The following is an 18,577-nucleotide window of genomic DNA, read 5'->3' as shown; positions in this document are numbered from 1 at the left end:
AGAGCGTTCTTTCCACTGGATTCGGCGGAACTCGGGGGTGCGCACGGTGGGGCGGCCGGACGGCCGGCCCCGCGATCACCGGGCCGTACCGCTCCCCGCCGGGCCGGCTCCCGACAGGGCATCGGGGCAGGCGGTCCGTCCGGCGGCGAACTCGACGGCGTACCGCGTCCCTCCCAGGGCGCTCCGGGCGGCCGCGGCGATGCGCTCGACGTCGCCGCTCTCGGCCTTGGCCAGGGGGCGGCCCACGGACGCGCGAGCCTCGGCGGCGCCGCCGAGGAGCCGGGCGGCCAGGGCGTGGCGGCCGGCGAGGGCGTGGGTGCCGGCCAGTCCCTCCAGGGCGAGGGCGAGGGCGCGCGGGTCGCCGGTCTCGCGGGCCGCCGCGTAGCCCGCGAGATGGCGTTCGAGGGCCGTTTCGGCGTCGCCGCGCTGCTCGGCGATGAAGCCGAGTTCGGCCATGACCAGAGCGGTGCCGAGGTCCCCGTAGACGGCGCGGAGCCAGTCGAGCCACTTGTTCAGATGGCCTTCCGCGTCGTCCAGGCGGCCTTCGCGGCGGGCCACCAGGGCCAAGCCGGTCTCGGCGAACTGCTCGCCGCGCTTGTGGGACTGCTCGGCGGCCAGGCGCCGACCGCGTTCGTGGAACTCCCGCGCGTCCGCGTAGTCGCCGGTGAGCAGGGCGATCCGGCCGAGCCCCGACCACTTGTAGGAGGCGTCGGTCCACAGCCCGATCTCCTCGGCCCTGCGCAGGCCGTCGCGGTGCAGCCGGGCGGCCCGCTCGTAGTCCTCGTTGATCTCGGCGAGCGAGGCCAGGGTGTCGCCTGCCTTCAGCTGCCCCCAGCGGTCGCCCAGTTCGAGGAAGAGGTTCAGACTGACCCCCGCGTCGAGGGCGGCCGCGGGGAAGTCGCCGCGGATGAAGGCGTGACCGGCGCGCAGGGCCAGCGCCGCGGCCCTGCCCCAGGTGTCGCCCAGGTCTTCGAAGACGGCCAGCGCGGCGGCGACCCGGTCCTGGTTGGCGGCCAGGTCCCCGGAGCCGTAGAGGGTGAAGGCGAGCAGCCACCGTGCCCGGGCCCGGTCGTACGGATCGGCGATGTCGTCGAGCACGGCCAGGGCCTTCGCGACCGACGACGGCCCTTCGGCCGCGCCGGAGTGCAGGGCGAACGCGGCCCGCCGCACCGTGGCGTCGGCACGGTGGGTGCGACACTCCCCGGTGCCGTCGGCGGGTACGGACAGGGCGGTGTCGAAGGAGCGCAGCGCCTCGCCGAGCCGGCCGCGCAGGAACCAGTACCAGGACAGTGCGATGACCAGGCGCAGTGCGTCGTGGGCGGCGCCGCGGCGCACCAGGGTCTCCAAGGCGCTGCGCAGGTTGGCGGATTCGGCGTCCAGGCGTTCCAGCCACTCGCGCTGATCGCGGCCGTGCAGCAGCGGTGCGGCCGTCTCGGCGAGGGCAAGGTAGTGGTCGGCGTGCCGCAGGCGTACGGCGGCGGTCTCGTCCGCGTCGTCGAGGCGCTCCACGCAGTACGCGGCCACGGATTCCAGGAGCCGGTAGCGGACGCCTCCGGGTGTTTCGGCGACGGCGACCAGGGAGCGGTCCACCAGCCGCGCGAGCAGGTCGACGACGTCGGCCTCCGGGACGCCCTCGCCCGCGCAGACGGCCTCGGCCGCCCGCAGCGCGCAGCCTTCGGAGTGCACGGCGAGGCGTCGCAGCACGGCGCGTTCGGCGCCGGTGAGCAGCTCCCAACTCCAGTCGATCACCGCGCGCAGCGTGCGCTGCCGTGCCGGGGCGTCGCGCTTGCCCGCGGCCAGGACGCGGAAGCGGTCGTCGAGCCGGGCGGCGAGCTCGCGCACCCCGAGCGTGCGGACCCGGGTGGCGGCGAGTTCGAGGGCCAGCGGGAGGCCGTCCAACCTCCGGCAGAGGGCGGCGACCGTGGCGGCGTTGTCGGCGTCGAGCGCGAACCCGGGTGCGGCGGCCTGGGCCCGGGTCACGAACAGCCGTACGGCGGCGGCCTGCAACAGGGCGTCGGGGCCGGTCTCGGTGGCGGGCGGCAGGCCGAGCGGCCGTACGGGGTGCAGGACCTCGCCGGATATGCCGAGCGGTTCCTGGCTGGTGGCGAGGATGCGCAGGTGGGGTGCGCGGGCCAGCAGCACTCCGGACAGCTCGGCGACCGGCTCGACGACGTGCTCGCAGTTGTCCAGCAGGAGCAGCGCCCGTTTCGCCCACAGGGCGTCGGCCAGCCGCTCGGCCGGTCCGGCGGGTCGCGGGTCGGAGGGGTCCGGGGCGGTGTCGTCGCGCATGCCGAGCGCGGCGGCGATCACATGGGCGATCTCGGGCGGGCGGACCCGCGCGTCCGGGTGCGCGGACCGGTCGAGTCCGCTCATCTCGACCAACCACACGCCGTCCGGGAACGCGTCGAGGGACTGCGTGGCCGCTTCCAGGGCGAGCCGGGTCTTGCCCACGCCACCCGGCCCGGTGAGGGTGACCAGGCGCGGCCGGGGGGCGGCCGCCTCGGCGAGCAGCCTGCGCAGCGTGGCGAGATCGTCGCCGCGGCCGACCAGTTCGGCGAGGGCGGCGGGGAGATTGCTGCGCGGCCGGGGGGCCGCGGGCCCGCCGCCGTCCGACGCGGGATCGGGTCCGGAGCCGCGTACGGATACGGATGCGGAAGCGGATCCCGACACGGAAGCGGACACGGATGCGGATGCGGACGCGGCATCGGCGTCGAGGGCGGGGTCCTGCTGGAGGATCGCCTGGTACAGGGCGGTGAGCTCCGGTCCGGGGTCCAGGCCCAGTTCGTCGCGCAGCCGGGTGCGCAGGCGGGCGTACCCCTCCAGGGCGTCGCCCTGCCGGCCCGCGCGGTACAGGGCGCGCAGATGGATGGCGTGCAGCCGTTCGCGCAGCGGGTGCGCGGCCGCGAGGCCGACGAGCTCGTCCGCGAGCAGCCGGTGCTCGCCGAGCCGGAGCCGTGCGTCGGCCTGCTCCTCGAGCGCGGAGACGCGCTGCTCCTCCAGGCGGCGGACCGCGGGGCCGGCGAAGCCCGCGTCGGCGAATTCGGCGTAGGCGGGCCCGCGCCACAGGGCGAGCGCCTCCGTCAGCAGCGCGGTCCTGGCCGCGGGCCCGGAGGCCGCGCGCGCCCTCGCCGTCAGCGACTCGAAGCGCCGGGCGTCCACCGCGTCGGGGCCGACGTCGAGGAGGTAGCCGGGGGCCTGTGAGACGACGAGCGAGCGCCCGCCCTGCTCGGCGTCCTCCAGCGCGCGGCGCAGGTGCCACACCTTGGTCTGCAGCGCCGCCGCGGGCTTGCCCGGCAGGTCCTGGCTCCACATGTCGTCCAGCAGCCGGTCCGTCGACACGGGGCGCCCCGCGTGGATCAGGAGGTCGGCGAGGAGGGCGCGCACCTTCGGCTCCCGGACGGGGACCGGTCGGCCGTCATCGGTCCATACCTCGAGCGGACCCAGTACCCCGAAACGCATGGTTCGCACATTAGCCCAATTGCCTGGTGGGGACGGGCGGGGCAGGCCGCCGGGCGGCTGTCCGGCCTGCTGCCCGGACCGCCCCGCCAGGGGCTCGTGAGCGGCCGAGGCGAGTTCGAGAGCGCACCGTGAGGAGGCCGAGAGGGGCGGGGGCCAGCGTGGCCTCCGTAAAGCCGCCCGAAGCGCCGCACCGCGACGGGAATCCGGGACGCGAGGCGTCCTCCCGAACCCGCGTCCCGCGACCCCTGAGTCCTTCCCGGGCCGTGCGCGCGGTACGGCGGCACCCCCTGTCAGGAAGACCGCATGTCGACGCTTCTCAGCCCCGTATCCCAACGGACCGCGACCCCGACCGCGACCGAGGCCGTACCGCGCAGGCGCTGGTGGGCCCTGCCCGTGCTGCTCTCCGCGGTGTTCATGACCACGCTCGACTTCTTCATCGTGAACGCGGTGGCACCCGCCGCCCGCCACGATCTCGGCGCCGGGCAGAGCGCCCTGCAGTTCGTCCTGATCGGTTACGGACTCGCGTACGCCATCGGCCTGATCACCGCCGGACGGCTCGGCGACCTGTTCGGCCCCCGCCGGGTGTTCATCGTGGGCCTGGCCCTGTTCACCGCGGCGTCCGCGGCCTGCGGTGCGGCGCCGGGCGTGGAGGTCCTGATCGCCGCACGCATCGCGCAGGGCATTGCCGCCGCCCTGATGGGCCCTCAAGTACTCGCCCTGCTCGGCCTGTTGTACCGGGGTGCGGACCGGGCCCGGGCGTTCGCCTGGTACGGGGCGGCCGTGGGGGTGGCGGGGACGAGCGGTCAGGCGGTCGGCGGGCTGTTGCTCGCGATGGATCCGGCGGGCCTGGGCTGGCGCACCTGCTTCCTCGTCAACGTCCCGCTCGGCGTCGCGGCCCTGGCACTGACCCGGCTGCTGCCGGCCGGCCGCCGCGCGGCGCGGGTCGGACCGGAGCGGGCCGGGCGGGGGCTCGATCCCACCGGGACGGTGCTGTCCGCGACGGGCCTCGTCGCCCTGGTGCTGCCCCTGGTGGTGGGCCGCGAGTACGGGTGGCCGCTGTGGACGTGGGTGAGCCTGCTGCTCTCGGTGCCGCTGCTGACGGGCTTCCTCGCGCACCAGCGCCACCGGGTCACCTCGGGACGCAGCCCGCTCCTGGACCCGGCGGTCTTCCGCGACCCCGGGTTCGCCAGGGGGCTGGGGTCCATAGGGCTGTTGTTCGGGGTCTCCTCGGGGCTGACCTTCGTCCTGTCCCTGTTCCTTCAGGAGGGGCGCGGGATGCCGCCGGTCGCGGCGGGCGCGGTCTGTACCGCGCTCAACGCGGCCTTCCTGGTGGCCTCGACGTGCACGGCGCGGCTGACGAGCCGGCTCGGGCAGCGCCTCCCGGTCCTGGGAGGGGCGGTGCTGGCCACGGGGCTGCTGCTGACCGGCTGGTCGGCCTCCGCCGTCGGCTCCGGCGGGGTGCCGACGGGCCTGGTCGTCGGGCTCGCGGCGGCGGGCGCCGGCATGGGCCTGCTGATGGCGCCGCTGACCGCCTCGGCCCTGGCCGGGGTCCGCTCACGGCTGACCGGAACGGCGGCCGGTGTGCTGGGCACGGCGCAGGAGACCGCGGGCGTCCTCGGGATCGCGTTCACGGGGCTGGTCTTCTTCGGGCTGCTCGTGCCCGGCGGGTCGGCCGCGCCCGAGGCGGGCGCGCCGGCCTGGCTCACCGCCTTCCGCGCGGCCCTGGCGGTGCTCGCCCTCGCCGCGCTGGCCATCGCGGTGCTGTACCGCCGCCGCACCGCGGGCAGATGACGGATCGTCACCCGCCCGCGGTGCGCGGCGCAACCGGTCGGTCAGATGAGCCCCTGCGCGTTCATCGCGTCGGCGACCCGCTCGAAGCCGGCGATGTTGGCGCCCAGGACGTAGTCACCGGGGGCGCCGTAGCGCTCCGCCGTGTCGCGAACGGTCGCGTGGATGTCGCGCATGATGAAGGCGAGCCGGTCCTCGACCTCGGAGAAGCTCCAGGCCTCCCGGCCCGCGTTCTGCTGCATCTCCAGCGCACTGGTCGCCACCCCGCCCGCGTTGGCGGCCTTGCCCGGGCCGAAGAGCACCCCGGCCTCGCGCAGTACGCGCACCGCCTCGGGAGTGGTGGGCATGTTCGCCCCCTCGGACACCGCCTTCACCCCGTTGCGCACGAGGGTCCGGGCGGCGTCGGCGTCCAGCTCGTTCTGGGTCGCCGAGGGCAGCGCCACATCGGTCGGCACGTCCCAGACGCTGCCGCCGGGCACGTAGCGCGCCGAGGGCCCGCGCCGCTCGGCGTAGTCGCTGACGCGGCCGCGCTCGACCTCCTTGATCTGCTGGAGGAGTTCGAGGTCGATGCCCTTCTCGTCCACCACGTAGCCCGCGGAGTCCGACGCGGTCACCGCGTGGGCGCCCAGCGCCTGGGCCTTCTGGATGGAGTAGAGGGCCACGTTGCCGGAGCCGGAGACGGTGACCCGCTGGCCCGCCAGGTCCGCGCCCCGGGTCTTCAGCATTTCGGCGGCGAACAGGACGTTGCCGTAGCCGGTCGCCTCCGCGCGGGCCAGAGAGCCTCCCCAGCCGAGCCCCTTGCCGGTGAGGACGCCCGCCTCCCAGCGGTTGGTGATGCGCCGGTACTGGCCGAAGAGGTAGCCGATCTCGCGGCCGCCGACCCCGATGTCACCGGCCGGCACGTCGGTGTGCTCGCCGAGGTGGCGGTGCAGTTCGGTCATGAACGACTGGCAGAACCGCATCACTTCGGCGTCGGAGCGCCCCCGCGGGTCGAAGTCGCTGCCGCCCTTGCCGCCGCCGATGCCCAGCCCGGTGAGCGCGTTCTTGAAGATCTGCTCGAACCCGAGGAACTTCACGATGCCCAGGTTCACCGAGGGGTGGAACCGCAGACCGCCCTTGTACGGTCCGAGGGCGCTGTTGAACTCCACGCGCATGCCGCGGTTGACGTGGATGCGGCCCTGGTCGTCCTGCCAGGGCACCCGGAAGATGATCTGGCGCTCGGGCTCGACGATCCGCTCCAGCAGCCGTGCCTCGAGGAGCTCGGGGCGGGCGGTGAGTACCGGCTCCAACGTCTCCAGGACCTCACCGAGGGCCTGATGGAACTCGGGCTCGCCGGGATTGCGCCGCAGCACCTCCGCGTGCAGCGGCTGGAGTAACGCCGGCATGGTCCGGTGGGTCGGCTGGGCAGGCAGCGACGACATGGATTCTCTTTTCTGCGAATCTGTGGATCTGTGGCTTCCGGTGGATCTGACGCACCGTGTGATCACTGGATCACGGGACTACTGGATCACACGGTGCCCCGAACTACCAGGCTATGGCGGCTGCCTGCTCCGCGGCCCGGAATCCCGTCTCGACGGCGCCTTCGATGAAGGCACCGTTCCAGCCGGAGGCGATGTCGCCGCCCGCGAAGACGATGCGGCCGTGCGGCTGCTGGATGGCGGGAAGCTGCTTCAGCAGCTGGCCCGGGCGACGCAGACCCCATCCACCGCGCGCGTACGGGTCGCGGCCCCACTCCTGCACCTTGTACGACACGACGGTGGCGCCGGGAACGTAGGCGCGGATCGCGTCCTGAACGGCGGCCTGGTTCTTCACGTCGAGGGAGGAACCGGCGAAGCCGACCATGAGCCGCCCACCGCCCGGCAGCGCCTTCTGGGGGATCACCAGCGGCAGCGCGGAGGTCTGGGTGCCCATGCCGTAGACGGCCTCGACGTTCCCGCTGAGGTGGATCCACATCTTGGTCGCGAGGCCGACGCCCACGCCCTCGGCGGTCGCGGCGGCGTGCACCGCCGGCAGACCGGGGTTGAACTGGATCGTCTTCCACATGTTGACCGGGATCGCCATGACGACCGCAGAGGCCTTGAAGAGCCGGCCGCTCGTGAGCCGCACCTGGACACCCGTCGCCGTGCTGGTGACCGAGGCGACCGGGGACTTGAGCATCACCCTGGCCCGGGACTCCGTCAGCATCTTCTGGAGCAGCGCGGTCATGCCGTCGGCGGGCTTGTAGGCCGTCTGCTTCTCCCAGCCCTCCATGGTCCAGCCGCCGAGGGCCCACCACTGCGCCATGGACGTCATCGAGCGGCTGGTGTTGTCGCCGCCCGTGTAGGCCACGAAGTACCCTTCGAGCCACTTGCGGTCCACGTCGCTGAGCCCCGGCAGCTGGGCGATCCGGTCGGCGAAGGAGAGCGGGTCGACCTTGGCCAGGAGGTCCTTGCGGAAGAGCGGCTCGTTGGGACGCTCGAAGTACTGCTCGGACCCGGCGAAGAACTGCTCGAACAGCTTGGCCAGCCGTGCGTTGGCGTCCGCGGGGGAGAGGGCGTCGAGGCCGTTCACGCCGGGCATGACCGACTTGGTCGGCATCACGTCGGCCACGTTCGTCAGGCCGTAGCGCTGGAACTCCTTGGCGACGAGGTGGTGGTCGGGGCTCAGCCAACCGCCGCCGAGCTCGATGCGCTCACCGGCGAACGTGTCGGTCCAGATACGGCCGCCGATGCGGTCCCGCGCCTCCAGGACGACGACGTCCAGTCCCTTGGCGGTGAGCTCGCGCGCGGCCGTGCCGCCGGCGTAGCCCGCACCGACGACGATCACGTCCGTCAGGATCTCGTCGGTGGCGGCGGCCTCGCCCGCACCCAGTACGGTCGCGCCGGCCATGCCGGCCAGTGCGGTCGCACCGGTGGCCTTGAGGATCGAGCGGCGTCCGTACTGACGGGCCGGCTGCCGGCGTTCGGTGGTGGGACGAGAACTCATCGGAGCACCTTTTCCGTTGGTCGTTGGAGACCGCGTCTGTGATCAGGTTGAGTGGCCTGTTTTCGCCAACGGCAAGCTAGCCGGACACCATCGAAAACGGGTCACCGATGAGTAATTGGAAGGTTTACTTCGACTCTTCCCGGGGAAGCGGCCGTTCCCATTGGGCCGTTGACCGGTCCGTGCCGCCGTCCGATGGACATGCAGTGACCGGCCGGTGAGTCGGCATACGACGTCTAGTTCGGCGCAATCTCGACCCGGTGACAGCCGATGGATGAGGGATTACGCCCCCGTCTCTACCGTGGCAGGCGTCCCACGGTAGCCGCAGTGGGCTGCATGAATAAGAAAGACTACTCCGGAGGAAAAATGGCCCCGCTCGGTGCTGAAACCCTGAACGTTCTGGATGCGGTCAGGGAAGCGATTCCCACATTGCGCAACAATGGTCTCGCCAACGAAAGTCAGCGCTGGCTTCTCGACGAGAACATCGAACTCATGGAGAAGGCGGGCGTATTCCGCACCGCGGTTCCCGCGCGCTTCGGCGGTCTTGATCTCCCCGTGAACGAGCAGGCGGAGATCCTGGCCGAGATCGCCCGCGGTTGCGGGTCCACCGGTTGGGTCTCGATGGTGTGGGTGTCCACCGCCTGGATCGCCACCCTGTACCCCGACCGGGCCCAGGAGGAGGTCTTCGCCAACGGCTCCGTCCGCATCTCCGGCGGGTTCACGCCGTCCGGCACCCTCGTTCCCGTCGAAGGCGGCTACATCCTCAACGGCACCTGGCGCTTCAACACGGGCGTGCGGGGCTCCCAGTGGAACGTGCACGCGGCGCTCGTCGAGGGCCCCGACGGCCAGCACGAGGAGCTCTTCGCCATGGTCCCCATCGAGGACGTCACCATCGCCGACGACTGGGACGTCTTCGGCGCCGCCGCCACCGGCAGCTGCACCTCGACCGTGAAGGACGTGTTCGTGCCGGCCCACCGGGTCGTCGACGCGGGGGTGTTCGACGCCTCCACGCGCGACCGCTGGAACGCCGACCTGAACGGCCGCAACTACAACCTGACCAGCTACATCCTGGCGACCTGCGCCCCCGTCTACCTGGGCATCGCCAAGGCCGCGCTGGAGCTCTTCATCCAGCGGCTGCCCGGCAAGGCCATCACCTACACGTCCTGGACCGAGCAGAGCGAACACCCCTACACGCAGGTCCAGGTGGCGCACGCGGCGAACAAGATCGCCGCCTGTGAGGCGCTCTCGCAGGAGTGGCTGAAGGTCATCCAGGGACGTGAGGACCTGGGCGAGAAGCTGACGGTGGAGGAGAAGGCGGCCATCCGCGGCCAGGTCGGCTACGTGGTGCAGTCGACCAAGGAGGCGGTGGAGACGCTGTACAACATCAGCTCCGCGTCGACCATCCTGCGCAGCAACCACTTCCAGCGCGCCTACCGCGACATCGCCGCGCTCTCGCTGCACGGCCTGCTGACGCCGGTCAGCTCCCTGGAGGCGCACGGCCGCGTGCTGCTCGGTCTCGAGCCCGGCACCGACTACATCTAGCCGACCCCGTACCTGCCGCATACGAGGAGCTTTCGTCATGACCACAGCCCAGCAGGCGCCCACGCTTTTCGACTCCGCCTACTATCAGGACCCGTATACGGTGTACGACTGGCTCCGGGTGAATGACCCGGTCCACCAGTTCCGTTTCCCCGTCGGCGATGTTCCCATGGTCTTCCTTTCGCGTTACGACGACGTCAAGGAATTGCTGAGCGACCAGCGGTTCAGCAATGACGGGGAGGCCTGGGGCAGCGAGGCCTTCAAGAAGTCCGGAATGATATTCGGCGCGGACACCCTGATCGGCCGCATTCTCACCGTGCTCGATCCGCCGGACCACACCCGGGTGCGCAAGCTGGCGATGGGAGCCTTCACCCCGCGTCGCGCCGCCACCTGGAAGGAGCCGGTGGAGCGCATCGTGGAGGAGGCCCTCGACCGGCTGGCGAAGTCGGACAGCCCCGATGTCATGGACTTCGCGAGCAAGATTCCGGCCGATGTCACGGGCGAGATCCTGGGATTCCCGCTGGAGCGTTTCGGTGACATGCTCCACGCCATCGAGCGGGCCTTCCACGCGGACCCGTCCAACCCGAACAACGAGGCGGAGGTCGCCGCGGCGTTCGAGGAGATCGTGATCTACGGTCGCGAGCTCATCGTCGAGAAGCGGCGCAACCCCAGTGACGACCTGACCTCGGTCTTCATCCAGGCGCGGGACGGCGAGGACCAGCTCACCGAGGACGAGCTCGTCTCCATGGTCGCGCTGATGATCATGGCCGGCATCGACACCACCAGGAACCTGATCGGCTCCGCCGTGCTCGCCCTGCTGGACCACCCGGACCAGCGCCGGCTCCTGGTGGAGAAGCCCGAGCACACCCCCACCGCGGTGGAGGAGTTCCTCCGCTACGACGGCGCGTTCTGCATCGGCCTGTTCCGCCTGGCCAAGGAGGACCTGGACTTCCGCGGGGTGCACATCCCCGCCGGCACTCCCGTGGTCGCCGGACTGCAGTCGGGCAACCACGACCCGGAGAAGTTCACGGACCCGCGGCGGCTGGACATCACCCGCACCGGGACGCGCCATCTGGCGCTGGGACACGGGCTGCACAACTGCATGGGCGCGGCCCTGGCCCGCCTGGAGACCGGCGCCGCCGTCCCCGCCCTGCTCAAGCGGTTCCCGAACATGCGCCTCGCGGTGCCCCGTGAGGAGATCCTCTTCGAGGAGAACTGGCTGCTGCGCAGCCTTCCGTCCCTGCCCGTGCTGCTGTGATCGGGCCGGCCGAGAGGGAAGTGACCGTATGAGCGAGATCCTGACCATCGACACGACGGTGTGCACCGGCGCGGGAACCTGCGAGGCGATGCACCCGCAGCTGTTCAAAGTGGGCGCCGAGGGCTACGCCGTGGCGCTCAAGAGGGAACTGGTCGACCCCGCGGACATCGAGGCCGCGAGCAGTGTGGTCGACGTCTGCCCGACGGAAGCCATCCGGGTCGCCCTGGCCGGCGCCCGTGCCGGTGACGGAGACGGGCAGGCGTGAAAGACGTTCGGGGGGCGCCGAGCCGGCGCCCCCCGAACGGAGATGGCAAATGGGGCGCCCCCCGGTGCGGTCCGGACTTCATCCGGCGGGGGGCGCCCCATTCGCGTTCTTCTGCGCGTTCGTTCGCGCGTTCCTCCGTGCGTACTTCGCCGGGCCGGGCCGGGCCGACCCTGACCAGACCGGCGACCGGCGACACCGGCGAAGTGCGCAGCGGGAGTCCGGGAGCCTTAGGCCGCCGGCTTCTTCAGGATCTCCAGGAGGCTGGAGAAGCTGTCGTTCTCGTGCCCGGCCTCGATGCCGCGACGGAAGAGCTCCACGACAGCGGCCTGGAAGGACGTGTCGACGCCCGCGTCACCGATGGTGTGCTTGACGTGCTCGACGCTGGCCAGGCCCATGGCCAGACGGTCGACGTCGCCCTCGTGGTTGCCGGCGTCGATGCGCGAGGCGTAGAAGCCGAGGAAGTTCGGCATGGCCGCAAAGGTGTCGTTGGCGTGCGACAGGATGTCGGCCGCCTTGAGGCCGTTCGCCTCGGCGAGGGCGATGGCCTGCCAGAAGCTGACCATGGACGGCCAGAACATGGCCATGCCGATCTGGTACATGAGGGCGGCCAGGCCGGGCTCTTCACCACGGAAGTCCGTGCTGGTCAGAACCTCAAGGGTGGCCTTGTGCTTCTCGAAGGCCGCGAGCGGCCCGCTGTAGAAGGTCTTGGACTCGGCGTGGCCGATGCCCGACGGCGGGACCGTGACACCACCGGTGATGTGGACGGCGCCGCGCTCGGTGATCCAGCGCGAGCCCGCGCGGGTCTTCTCCGGGGTGTCGGAGCTGAGGTTGACCACGACACGGCCGGCGAGGACGCCCGAGGCGGGGTCCAGCACGCCGTACATGACGTCGTAGTCGGTCAGGCTGAGGATCAGCAGCTCGTTCGCCTGGACGGCCTCTTCGACGCTGTTCGCGAGCACCGCGCCCTTGGCGACCAGGGCGTCGGCCCGGGAGGCGGTGCGGTTCCACAAGGTGACCTGATGGCCCTGGGCGAGGAAGGCCTCGACCATTGCCTGCCCCATGGGGCCGAGCCCGATGACTGTGACGGACTGCTTGCTGCTCATGAGCGGAAGACCTCCGTGGTCTTTGTGCTTCGTAACTAGAAGGATCGTTCTATCTAGCGCGCGCTCAAAACTTAGCACAGCTCTAGGGCGAACGCTCTAATTGGTGGAACGGGCCGAAGCGTTACCGCTTGGGCGGTTCCGTGGAGGCGGCCCCCGGTGGACACTTGCGCCACTTGACGGGGGATCAGGGAGGGGGGCGGGCAGGCGTGAACCGCATCTTCCTGCGCGTGGTGCTGACCGGGGGCGCGGTGCTGAGCGTCCTGCTCGTGCCCGTGTGGGTGGTGGCAGGGCTCAGTGGTGTGCTGCTGCTTCCGGTCGTCGCCCTGTACGCGAGCGCGGCGTGCGTGGTGCCTTCGTTCGCGCTCGCGCGGACCCGGCGCTGGCAGCGGCTCCCGTTCCCGGAGTGGGTCCGGTACGGGGCCGCCGGCCTGGTGTGGTCCCTGGGACTCTGCCTGCTGGTCACCGGGGTGATCGTGGGGGCGCCCCACAACGGGTGGTCCGTCCTGACCTGGCCCGTCTTCCGGGACCGGGTGCTGTGGATGACGGGGGTGCTCGTGCCCGCCGTCGTCGTGACCCACCTGCTGGTCCGGCTGCTGGAGGGCCGCCGGGCCCGTACGCCCAGGAGCTAGCGCTCCAGGATCACCAGCGGGAGCTCGCGCGGTGCGGCCGCCAGCTGGAAGTCGTCGTAGTCGGGCCAGAGGGCCGTCATCGCCTCCCAGTACGTCTCCCGCTCCACGGGCGTGGCCGTGCGTGCCGTCGCCTTGAAGGAGGCGGCGCCGACCTGCAGGCGGACCTCCGGGTGGGCCTCGAGGTTGCGGTACCAGGCGGGGTGGTCCGGGGCGCCGTAAGCCGCGGCGACGACGATGAGGCGGCCCGTGTCGGTGTCCTCCCCGTAGATGAGGGGAGTGCGGACGGTGCGGCCCGTCGCACGGTCGACCGTGGTCAGGAGGAGGGTGCGGACTCCGTGCCAGAGGTGCCCGTCGGCGCCGGCCGTGGCCACGTACGCGCGGACGTGGTCGCGTCTCGGGCCGGGCAGGGGGTCGGTGGGGTGGTCCCAGTCGACGTCGAGTGCGTGCATCTACCTGTTACCTGTCCTTCGGGTTTCGGCCCCCTGGCGGCTAACGAGCATTCATCGATTGTGGATGTGGTCGGCGCGTCGCGCACGCGGCGCGCTCATCGGTTCGGGTCGGTTAGGGGTCGGTTCGGCTCGGTTCGCAAAAGCCCCGGCCCCCGGGGCGTACCCAGGGGGCCGGGGCGGGGCGTCGGCGGCATCCTTGCGGAGCGTTACGGAAGGTAGCGCTCGATGACCTGCGGGCCCTCCTTCGCGATCAGCTGGCGTGCCTTCTCGACCCGCTCCGGAGTCGGGTCGTGTCCGGTCGCCATCACGAGGTCCTCGGGGTCGTACGGCCGGTCCCCGCCCGTGTGCAGCTGGTCCGACCGGGTCGGCTGCTCGTCCGATTCACTGTCCATCGCGTACCTCCTCCGGTTCCCCCTGGCCCCATCCTCCGGCGGCGGCCCCATGAACGCACCTCGGCCCTTTTCCCAGGGGAGCTCAGAGGGGAGTGCGCCGGATCGAGCGCCCCGCCAGGACGTCCGTGCGCCGCCCGTCCCGCATGACGAACCGCCCGTCGATCAGCACGTGCGGAATGCCGGTGGGCAGGGTGCGCGGGTTCTCGTACGTGGACCCGGCCGCGACCGTGTCCGGATCGAAGAGGACCAGGTCGGCGCGGTGGCCCGCGCGGACCAGCCCCCGGTCGGGCAGGCGCAGCCGCGCCGCCGGGCGGCCGGACAGGTGCGCCACGCACTCCTCCAGGGACAGCACGCCCAGCTCGCGGACGTAGTGGCCGAGGTAGTGCGGGAAGGTGCCGTAGGCGCGCGGGTGCGGCTTCGCGCCCCGCAGGATGCCGTCCGAGCCGCCGGTGTGCACGGGGTGGCGCATGATCGCGCGGACGTTCTCCTCGTGGCCGACGTGCTGGAGGATCGTCGGGGCGAGCCGGTCGCCGAGCAGCAGCCGCCGGGCGGTGTCCCAGCCGTCCAGTCGCGTGCCGACGCAGGCGGAGAAGGCCGGGTCCGCGGTCCCCGAGATCTCGATCGTCGACCAGTCGACGGGGACCCCGTGGCAGCCGTCGGCCCCGGTCACCTCCAGCGCGTACCGGATCCGCTCCGCCTCGGCGTCGTCGCGCAGGCGGGCGAGGACCGCCTCGGGCCCGCCCTCGTTCGCCCAGCTGGGGAGGAGGGCGACGAGGGTGGTGCAGCCGGGGGTGTACGGGTAGCTGTCGAGGGTGATGTCGCAGCCCTCGGCGAGCGCCGCGTCCAGCAGGGCCAGCAGCTCGGGGGCGCGGCCCTCGTTCTCGGCGAAGTTCATGGTGGCGTGCGCGAGGTGCAGGGCGCAGCCGGCCTCCCGGGCGAGCCCGATCATCTCGGCGTAGGCGGGCAGCGCGCCACGGCCGTACGAGCGGTGGTGGGGGCAGTAGTAGCCGCCGTACGAGGCCACCACCCGGCACAGCTCGGCCAGTTCGGCGCCGGAGGCGTACATGCCGGGGGTGTAGGTGAGGCCGGAGGACAGGCCGACGGCGCCCTGCGCGAGGCCGTCGGCGACCAGCTGCCGCATCCGGTCGAGCTCGGCGGGCGTCGCGGGGCGGTCGTCCCAGCCGAGGGCGTACGCGCGGACCGTGCCCTGGGGCACGAGGTAGGCGGCGTTCAGCGCGACGCCCCGGTCCAGGCGGTCGAGGTACTCGCCGACCGTGCGCCAGTCGAAGTCGATGTCCTCCCCCGAGCCGTTCCATCCGGCGATGGCGGCCCGCACCTCGCCGAGGGTGCGGTCGTCGGCGGGCGCGTACGACAGGCCGTCCTGGCCCAGGACTTCGAGGGTCACGCCCTGCGCGGCCTTCGCGCTGTGGTCCGGGTCGCGGAGCAGGGCCAGGTCGCTGTGCGCGTGCATGTCGACGAAGCCGGGGGCCAGGGCCAGGCCGTGCGCGTCGAGCGTCCGGCGGCCCCCGCCCCGGATGCGGCCGATCTCGGCGATCCGGCCCTCGTGCACGCCGACGTCCGCCGTGTACGAGGGCCCGCCCGTGCCGTCGACGACGCGGGCCCCGCGGACGACCAGGTCCATCAGAAGAAGGTGCGCACGTAGTCGGTGACGGTGCCGTCGGCCTCCACCACCGGGATCAGCGGCCACTTCTCGAAGATCGTGCAGGGGTGGGACATGCCGAGGGCCACCCAGTCGCCGACCTGCACGTCGTCGGGGGAATCGGTCTCCAGCCAGGCGTGCTGGTCGGAGAGCCTGACCACGCGGACCCCGGCGGCGGGCCGCTCCTCCCCGGTGAGCGCGTCGCGGACCAGCTCGGCCTCGGGCAGGCCGAGGTCGTAGGCGATGTCGCGCTTGCCGGCGTTGACGAAGGCCTGGGTGGGGGAGGGACGGGAGACGACCTGGGTCCAGAGGCGGAAGGCGGGGCGCAGGCCGCCCTCGTCGGGGTGGCGGTTGAAGGGGGTGAGGCGGGTGTACCAGCCGTGGTCGTGGGAGACGTACGCGCCGGAGCGGAGCAGCTTGAGGACGGGGCGGGAGAGCGCGGGGATCTCGGCGAAGACGTCGGCGACGGCGTCGAACCAGGCGGAGCCGCCGGCGCTGACGACGATCTCCTCCAGGTCGGGGGCGAACCGGCCGGCCTTGTCGAACTCGACGGCGAGGGAGGTGAGGCGGCGCAGGTACGCGTGGACGCGGGCCGGGTCGGCCTCGGGGACCTCGGCCTCGTAGCCGGCGATGCCGACGAGGCGGAGCGTCGCGGCGTCGGCCACGGCGTCGGCGACGGCGCGGCAGTCCTCGTCGCTGCGGGCGCCGGTACGGGCGCCCGCGCCGGCGCCGAGCTCGACGACGACGTCGATGACGGCGGGCGCGTCGCGCAGGGCGCGGTCCATGAGGTGCACGCCGCGCACGGAGTCGACGTAGCAGACGAAGCGGAAGCCGGGGTCGGAGGCGAGCTCGGCGGCGACCCAGCGCAGGGCGGCGGGATCGACGAGCTCGTTGGCGAGGAAGATCCGCTGGATGCCGAAGGCGCGGTAGACGCGGGCCTGGTGGGGGACCGCGGCGGTGATGCCCCAGGCGCCGTGGTCGAGCTGGCGGCGGAACAGCTGGGGGGCCATGCAGGTCTTGCCGTGCGGGGCGAAGGCGAGGGAGTGCCGGGCGGCGTACTCGCCGAGGGCGGTGAGGTTGTGCTCCAGCGCGTCGGCGTCGAGGGTCAGGACGGGGGTGGTGAACCCGCCGGCGTACAAGTCGCGGCGCTGGTCGGCGAGCTGCCCGACGGTCAGGCCGGCGGTCTGGGCGTCCGGGGGGAGCCCCTTGAACCGGTGGTCGACCGGTTCGTCGGCGAGGTCCTTGACGGGGTCGCTGGCCATGAGGGTGCCTCCGGGCTCTGTTGCGTGAGGTGCAACGGTCGTTGCGTGTGCCGCTGCATGCTGTCTAACATCCGGGGTGACGAAGGGTCAACGCCGCCGCTGCCCCCGGCGGGGCTGGATGTCGTGCGGCCGGCCGCGCCGGTGCGGCTCAGGGATCCGGGGCTCCGCCCCGCACCCCGCGCCTCAAACGCCGGCGGGGCTGGATGTGCCTCCGGCGGCGCCTCAAACTCCCCCAGCTACCGCTGGGAGGGGCCCCAGGCGGGGCTGGATGTGCCTCCGGCGGCGCCTCAATCGCCGGCGGGGCTGGATTTGGCCGCCGTAGGCCTGAAAGTGCGCACCGCGCAGCGATGAGCCCGACGGGCAACCATTGCTGCGCGCACTTCTGGCCCACCGGCGGGCAAAATCAGCCCCGCCGGAGGCAATTCCAGCCTCGCCGGCGTTTGAGGCGCGGGGTCTGGGGCGGAGCCCCAGCAGCGGCGCCGCAGGGGGAAATCAAGCCTCGCCCGGGGGCCCCTCCCAGCGGTAGCTGGGGGAGATTGAGGCGCGGGTCCGGGCGGAGCCAGGGGCCGGCGGAGCCGGTTCTGTTGTGACGGGACGAGAGGACGAGGGATGAGCCAGTCCGTGGAGCGGGCGCTCCGGATCCTGCCCGCGCTCGCGAAGGGCCCGGCCGGGCTCGGCGCGGTAGCCGACACGCTCGGCGTGCACAAGAGCACCGCCCTCCGACTCCTCCGCACGCTGCACGACCACGGCCTCGTCTACCGGCAAGCCGACGGCCGGTACCGGCTCGGGGCGACCCTGTTCGCCCTGGCCGCCGAGGCCATCGAGAACCTCGACGTCCGCGAGGTCGCGCACCCGCACCTCGTCGCGCTGAACCAGGCCACCGGCCACACCGTGCACCTCGCCCTCCACCAGGACGACGAGGTCGTGTACATCGACAAGGTCGACAGCCGCTACCCGGTCCGCATGTACTCCCGCATCGGCAAGCCCGTCCCCCTCACCGTCGCCGCCGTGGCCAAGCTGCTCCTCGCCGACCTCCCGGAGGGCGAGCGCAGGAGCCTCGCCGAGCGGATCGAGTACCCCCGCTACACCGCCCGCTCCACCCCGGACGCCGCCGCGTTCCTCCGCGAGCTGGAACTCGTAAGGGATCAGGGCTGGGCCACCGACCTCGGGGGGCACGAGGAGTCCATCAACTGCCTCGGCGCGCCCGTGCACGGGCCCGACGGGCGGGTCGTCGCCGCGCTGTCCGTCTCCGCGCCCAGTGTGGTCGTCACCGCCGAGGGGCTCCTCGAACTGCTCCCCCTCGTGCTGCGCACCGCCGACGACATCAGCCAGGACTATTCCGGAACCGGACCCCGAACGGGGACACAGGAGAGAACGTGAGCGACAAGACCGCCATCACCCCCGACACCCACACCACCCCGCCCGCGCGGTTCTCGCACGGCGTCCGCAAGGGGAACATCCTCCAGGTCGCCGGCCAGGTCGGCTTCCTCCCGCACGTGGACGGGCAGCCGCCCACCCCCGCCGGACCGACCCTGCGCGAGCAGACCCTCCAGACGCTGGAGAACGTCCGCTCCGTGCTGGAGGCCGGCGGCGCGGGCTGGGACGACGTGATGATGATCCGCGTCTACCTGACGGACACCGGGCACTTCGCCGAGATGAACGACCTCTACAACGCCTACTTCGAGGAGCAGGGCCTCAAGGAGGCCCCCGCCGCCCGCACCACCGTCTACGTGGGCCTGCCCGACGGGCTGCTCATCGAGATCGACGCCCTCGCGGTCCTCGGATAGCGCACGCGGGAGGGGCGCCCCCCTG

15 protein-coding genes are annotated in these 18,577 nt (G+C 72.3%); 7 read left to right on the top strand and 8 right to left on the bottom strand.

What is annotated here, in order from left to right:
* Nucleotides 1–75 precede the first annotated feature (75 nt).
* The gene (locus ACFWBN_RS18280; RefSeq protein WP_385177769.1) at nucleotides 76–3,459 is read right to left on the bottom strand and encodes a BTAD domain-containing putative transcriptional regulator; all 3,384 of its coding nucleotides are present in this window, start codon (nucleotides 3,457–3,459) and stop codon (nucleotides 76–78) included.
* 303 nt (nucleotides 3,460–3,762) lie between these two features.
* Here ACFWBN_RS18280 and ACFWBN_RS18275 point away from each other — a divergent pair, with 303 nt between their 5' ends.
* A complete protein-coding gene (locus ACFWBN_RS18275) occupies nucleotides 3,763–5,250 on the top strand; it encodes an MFS transporter (protein ID WP_385177767.1) in 1,488 nt (495 codons plus the stop codon).
* Between the two features lie 41 nt (nucleotides 5,251–5,291).
* Here the strand turns inward: ACFWBN_RS18275 and gdhA are convergent, their stop codons facing one another.
* Both gdhA and ACFWBN_RS18265 read right to left on the bottom strand, forming a co-directional pair.
* Entirely contained in the window at nucleotides 5,292–6,632 is a 1,341-nt protein-coding gene (gdhA, locus tag ACFWBN_RS18270; RefSeq protein ID WP_385177909.1) for an NADP-specific glutamate dehydrogenase, read from the bottom strand.
* Between the two features lie 139 nt (nucleotides 6,633–6,771).
* A complete protein-coding gene (locus ACFWBN_RS18265; protein ID WP_385177765.1) occupies nucleotides 6,772–8,211 on the bottom strand; it encodes a flavin monoamine oxidase family protein in 1,440 nt (479 codons plus the stop codon).
* A 426-nt stretch (nucleotides 8,212–8,637) separates the two neighbouring features.
* Here ACFWBN_RS18265 and ACFWBN_RS18260 point away from each other — a divergent pair, with 426 nt between their 5' ends.
* From ACFWBN_RS18260 to ACFWBN_RS18250, 3 genes are read left to right on the top strand one after another with little or no spacing between them, the layout of a single operon-like run.
* On the top strand, nucleotides 8,638–9,750 hold the full coding sequence (locus ACFWBN_RS18260) for an acyl-CoA dehydrogenase family protein (protein WP_385177763.1): 1,113 nt from the start codon (nucleotides 8,638–8,640) through the stop codon (nucleotides 9,748–9,750).
* A 37-nt stretch (nucleotides 9,751–9,787) separates the two neighbouring features.
* Nucleotides 9,788–11,005: a cytochrome P450 gene (locus ACFWBN_RS18255; RefSeq protein ID WP_385177761.1), complete on the top strand. Its 1,218-nt coding sequence runs from the start codon at nucleotides 9,788–9,790 to the stop codon at nucleotides 11,003–11,005.
* A gap of 28 nt (nucleotides 11,006–11,033) precedes the next feature.
* Entirely contained in the window at nucleotides 11,034–11,270 is a 237-nt protein-coding gene (locus tag ACFWBN_RS18250; protein WP_385177759.1) for a ferredoxin, read from the top strand.
* Nucleotides 11,271–11,497: 227 nt separating this feature from the next.
* Here the strand turns inward: ACFWBN_RS18250 and ACFWBN_RS18245 are convergent, their stop codons facing one another.
* The gene (locus tag ACFWBN_RS18245) at nucleotides 11,498–12,373 is read right to left on the bottom strand and encodes an NAD(P)-dependent oxidoreductase (protein ID WP_385177757.1); all 876 of its coding nucleotides are present in this window, start codon (nucleotides 12,371–12,373) and stop codon (nucleotides 11,498–11,500) included.
* Between the two features lie 206 nt (nucleotides 12,374–12,579).
* Here ACFWBN_RS18245 and ACFWBN_RS18240 point away from each other — a divergent pair, with 206 nt between their 5' ends.
* The gene (locus ACFWBN_RS18240) at nucleotides 12,580–13,002 is read left to right on the top strand and encodes a hypothetical protein (protein ID WP_385177755.1); all 423 of its coding nucleotides are present in this window, start codon (nucleotides 12,580–12,582) and stop codon (nucleotides 13,000–13,002) included.
* Here ACFWBN_RS18240 and ACFWBN_RS18235 read toward each other — a convergent pair.
* From ACFWBN_RS18235 to ACFWBN_RS18220, 4 genes are all read right to left on the bottom strand, one after another.
* Nucleotides 12,999–13,451, bottom strand: coding sequence for a nitroreductase family deazaflavin-dependent oxidoreductase (locus tag ACFWBN_RS18235; RefSeq protein ID WP_385177753.1), 453 nt, complete (start codon nucleotides 13,449–13,451; stop codon nucleotides 12,999–13,001). The genes ACFWBN_RS18240 and ACFWBN_RS18235 overlap by 4 nt on opposite strands.
* Nucleotides 13,452–13,657: 206 nt before the next feature.
* Nucleotides 13,658–13,843, bottom strand: coding sequence for a hypothetical protein (locus tag ACFWBN_RS18230; protein ID WP_215013267.1), 186 nt, complete (start codon nucleotides 13,841–13,843; stop codon nucleotides 13,658–13,660).
* A gap of 82 nt (nucleotides 13,844–13,925) precedes the next feature.
* Nucleotides 13,926–15,485: an amidohydrolase family protein gene (locus ACFWBN_RS18225; protein ID WP_385177750.1), complete on the bottom strand. Its 1,560-nt coding sequence runs from the start codon at nucleotides 15,483–15,485 to the stop codon at nucleotides 13,926–13,928.
* A complete protein-coding gene (locus ACFWBN_RS18220; RefSeq protein ID WP_385177748.1) occupies nucleotides 15,485–16,765 on the bottom strand; it encodes an alanine racemase in 1,281 nt (426 codons plus the stop codon). Before ACFWBN_RS18220 ends, ACFWBN_RS18225 begins: the two co-directional genes overlap by 1 nt.
* A 609-nt stretch (nucleotides 16,766–17,374) precedes the next feature.
* Between ACFWBN_RS18220 and ACFWBN_RS18215 the strand changes: the two genes are divergently transcribed.
* Together ACFWBN_RS18215 and ACFWBN_RS18210 are read left to right on the top strand one after the other, a co-directional pair.
* Nucleotides 17,375–18,145 carry an IclR family transcriptional regulator gene (locus ACFWBN_RS18215; RefSeq protein WP_385177746.1) on the top strand — a complete coding sequence of 257 codons (771 nt, stop codon included), beginning with the start codon at nucleotides 17,375–17,377 and terminating at the stop codon, nucleotides 18,143–18,145.
* On the top strand, nucleotides 18,142–18,552 hold the full coding sequence (locus tag ACFWBN_RS18210) for a RidA family protein (RefSeq protein WP_385177744.1): 411 nt from the start codon (nucleotides 18,142–18,144) through the stop codon (nucleotides 18,550–18,552). The genes ACFWBN_RS18215 and ACFWBN_RS18210 overlap by 4 nt, the downstream gene beginning before the upstream one ends.
* The last annotated feature ends 25 nt before the right edge of the window (nucleotides 18,553–18,577 follow it).

The organism is Streptomyces sp. NPDC059989, assembly GCF_042736975.1.
Classification (GTDB): Bacteria; Actinomycetota; Actinomycetes; order Streptomycetales; family Streptomycetaceae; genus Streptomyces.
This window is presented reverse-complemented; position numbering and strand designations above follow the sequence as displayed.

Coding starts and splice junctions, on each gene's coding strand:
- gdhA (WP_385177909.1), bottom strand. CDS start 6,632: ATGCCGGCGTTACTCCAGCCGCTGCACGCGGAGGTGCTGCGGCGCAAT.
- ACFWBN_RS18230 (WP_215013267.1), bottom strand. CDS start 13,843: ATGGACAGTGAATCGGACGAGCAGCCGACCCGGTCGGACCAGCTGCAC.
- ACFWBN_RS18275 (WP_385177767.1), top strand. CDS start 3,763: ATGTCGACGCTTCTCAGCCCCGTATCCCAACGGACCGCGACCCCGACC.
- ACFWBN_RS18225 (WP_385177750.1), bottom strand. CDS start 15,485: ATGGACCTGGTCGTCCGCGGGGCCCGCGTCGTCGACGGCACGGGCGGG.
- ACFWBN_RS18280 (WP_385177769.1), bottom strand. CDS start 3,459: ATGCGTTTCGGGGTACTGGGTCCGCTCGAGGTATGGACCGATGACGGC.
- ACFWBN_RS18215 (WP_385177746.1), top strand. CDS start 17,375: ATGAGCCAGTCCGTGGAGCGGGCGCTCCGGATCCTGCCCGCGCTCGCG.
- ACFWBN_RS18235 (WP_385177753.1), bottom strand. CDS start 13,451: ATGCACGCACTCGACGTCGACTGGGACCACCCCACCGACCCCCTGCCC.
- ACFWBN_RS18250 (WP_385177759.1), top strand. CDS start 11,034: ATGAGCGAGATCCTGACCATCGACACGACGGTGTGCACCGGCGCGGGA.
- ACFWBN_RS18265 (WP_385177765.1), bottom strand. CDS start 8,211: ATGAGTTCTCGTCCCACCACCGAACGCCGGCAGCCGGCCCGTCAGTAC.
- ACFWBN_RS18255 (WP_385177761.1), top strand. CDS start 9,788: ATGACCACAGCCCAGCAGGCGCCCACGCTTTTCGACTCCGCCTACTAT.
- ACFWBN_RS18220 (WP_385177748.1), bottom strand. CDS start 16,765: ATGGCCAGCGACCCCGTCAAGGACCTCGCCGACGAACCGGTCGACCAC.
- ACFWBN_RS18245 (WP_385177757.1), bottom strand. CDS start 12,373: ATGAGCAGCAAGCAGTCCGTCACAGTCATCGGGCTCGGCCCCATGGGG.